1 protein-coding gene is annotated in these 2745 nt (G+C 72.5%); it reads right to left on the reverse strand.

Features of this window, described 5'->3' with window-relative positions; translation table 11 throughout:
- Positions 1–1011: 1011 nt before the first annotated feature.
- The gene (locus AOK16_RS23995; protein WP_055474209.1) at positions 1012–2556 is read right to left on the reverse strand and encodes a peptidoglycan binding domain-containing protein; all 1545 of its coding nucleotides are present in this window, start codon (positions 2554–2556) and stop codon (positions 1012–1014) included.
- Positions 2557–2745 lie beyond the last annotated feature (189 nt).

The raw sequence follows: 2745 nt of genomic DNA on the forward strand, positions 1-2745 counted from the left end.
CTGAATCTGAGCGCGTACAAGATGTTGACATGAGCAACCAACTTCGCCGAGCACTCAAGTGCTCCGCCCTCGTCATCGCATCCATGGGTGTTACCGCCGCAGTCACGACACCCGCAACCCCCGCCCACGCCGCCCCCACCTGCCCGACCAGCCTGGATACCACCTACACCTACAACACCGGGACAGAACTCCACTGCACCCTCCCCGCCGGTGTGTCCGCCATCGATATGGAGGCCGTCGGCCCAGGAGGCAGCGGTAGCGCAGGGAAAGTTGTCAGAATCCTCGGTGAAAGGATCGGGGGCGGGGCCGGGGGCGCGGGTGCCCACGTGAAGTGCACCGTCAGTAGCCTCCTGCCGCACCTCAGGCTCAACCTCAAGGTCGGTCCCGGCGTTGCTTCCGACGGTAATGGGTTGGGCAGGCGTAGTACGGCGACCCAGGTCCTTGTAGAAACGGCATCCGGGGAGACTCGGAACCTTCTGACCGCAGAACCAGGATTCGGCACTCGTGGTGTTGCGGGGGGTGCTGGCGGGCCCGTCGGATCGTCCAGCAACCCTGCTGCGAAGGGAAGTTGCCAGCTCAGCACCCTCAAAAGCGCCAAGCCAGGCGGCCGGGGAGGCAACGGCCAAGTCGAAATCTCCCGCAAGGCCAGTACCACGGCAGGTGGGGCCGGTGGCCTGGCGGCAGCGCCGGTACCCGCACAGTGCGTCAACCCCCGCACGGGTATCGCCTCCGGCACCGGTGGCAAGGGAGGCGACGTGACGGTCACCTCCGACGGCCACTTCACCACGCAGCCCGGCGGCACCAGCCAGCCGGGGTGCCTGCAGATCAGGCTCAATCGCTGAGATCGCCGGAGAGGCCAGCGGTCGGCGGTCGTGGTGAGCCCCGCGTGGGAGAGCACCCGGCCGACGGGGTGGCGGCGGTGCAAGTCCGTCATGCCGGGAGCGTGACGGCTTGTCCCGCCGCGCCCCGGGTGTCCGCGTGCGAGCTGTCCTGACTCCCGCTGCCCGAGGGCTAGTTGGGGCTGGTCGGGATCTCCGCGATGCGCTGGTCCGGGGTCTTGCCACGGAGGGCCTTGCCCAGGGCCAGGGCCACGTCCTCCGGGGAGACCGGGGTCTTGGAGCCGTTGCCGCGCTGGATCAGGACGCCGTCGAAGGTGGAGCCGTACAGCTCCTTGAGGACCGCGCGGTCGTAGACCTCGACCAGCCTGCCGTTGACCGCCTTCACGGAGAGGATCTTCGGCAGGGACTTGTCGGGGCCGAACGGGATCGACTTGCCGCCGGCTTTGATGGTGACCAGGCCGGACATCGCCGGTTCGGCGAACTCCTTCATCTTCCGGTCGATCTCGGCCTGGCCGATGGTCGGCTTCTGCATGCTGACGGGCAGGTCCACCGGCTCGTTCTCGCCGGTCGCGGCGCGGGCGCGGTAGGCGGTGTCGAGGGCCGCGACCGAGCGGTCGAGGTCCAGCGCCTTGTGGGTCGTGCCCGGTACGGCGACGGCCTTGCCCGGCACGAACTCGATCGTGCCGTCCTTGGCTCCGCCGACGTCCCCGGAGAGGGTCTTCAGGGCGGCCGCCAGCTTCTCCTCGTCCACCGCGATGGCCGGCTCGGCCTCGCGGCTGCCGCCGAAGAGCGAGCCGATCACAGAGACCGGGTTGTAGTCGCGGCCCGCCACGTCGCGGACGGTGGTCCTGGTGTCGATGGCCAGGCCCGCGACGGACGGCTTGAGCTCCTGCCGCTTGCCCTCGACCGTCACGGTCAGCGGGCCGTGGCCACGGTCGCCGAGCGCGCTGTCCAGCTTCTGGACCGCGTCCTCCTTGGTCATGCCGCCGACGTCCACGCCGAGGACCGTGGTGCCCTTGGGCACGTCGGCGTGGTCCATCAGCAGGCCCGCGCCGTACGCGACGGCCGCCAGGCCCACGATCCCGACTCCGGCGAGTACGGCCTTGGAGCGGCCCTTCTTCTTGCTGGCCTTCCTGCCGGCCGGGGCGGAGGCCTCGTCGGCGAAGTCGTCCCGGTAGTCGTCGCGGAGGTCGGGGTCCTCGTCGGCGGGGAAGCCGGGCACGCCCGCGCCCGGGGGGAACGCGGGGGCGCCCGGACCGCCTTGCGCGGTGGGCGGGTTGGTGGCGGCGCCGGGGCCGCCCGCTCTGCCGGGACCGGACGGTCCGCCCGGTCCACCCGGTCCGGCTGGGCCACCGGGTCCGCCAGAGCCTCCGGGGCCGCCCGCGTAAGGGAAGCCCGGGGACGAGGGGACGCGCGGGATGCCGCTGACGAGGGTGTCGCCGGAGACGTGGTCCGAGGGGTTTCCGCGCCCTTCGGAGCCGCTCACGCCGGGGGGCGCGCCCAGGTCGGCCAGGCTCGCGTTGCCGCTCAGGGTGTCGCCGGGGCCGCGGCCGCCGGAGGCGCCGCCGCGGCCCGGGCCGACCGCGCCGATGCCGGGTGCGGATGGGCGCCGACCCTCCGGTCCCGGACCGCCTTGTCCTGCTGGCGGGTTGGGACCGCCGCCCTGGGTTCCCGGGTTCTGGAACCCGGACGGGAGGAAGGAGGAGTCACCGCTCATCGGCCCGGTGGTGGGACCGGCCGTACCTCCGGCCCCGGGGCGAGCGCCGTGACCGGCTGCCGCGCCGGACACGGGCTCGAAAGGGGAGCCGGCGCCCGGGGCGCCGGGAACCTGGGAGCCGGGGGCGCCCGGTCCACCGGTTACGCCAGGACCGCCCACGCCGGGGCCACCGGTTACGCCAGGACCGCC

It is taken from the genome of Streptomyces pathocidini (assembly GCF_001418495.1).
GTDB classification, from domain to species: Bacteria; Actinomycetota; Actinomycetes; order Streptomycetales; family Streptomycetaceae; genus Streptomyces; species Streptomyces pathocidini.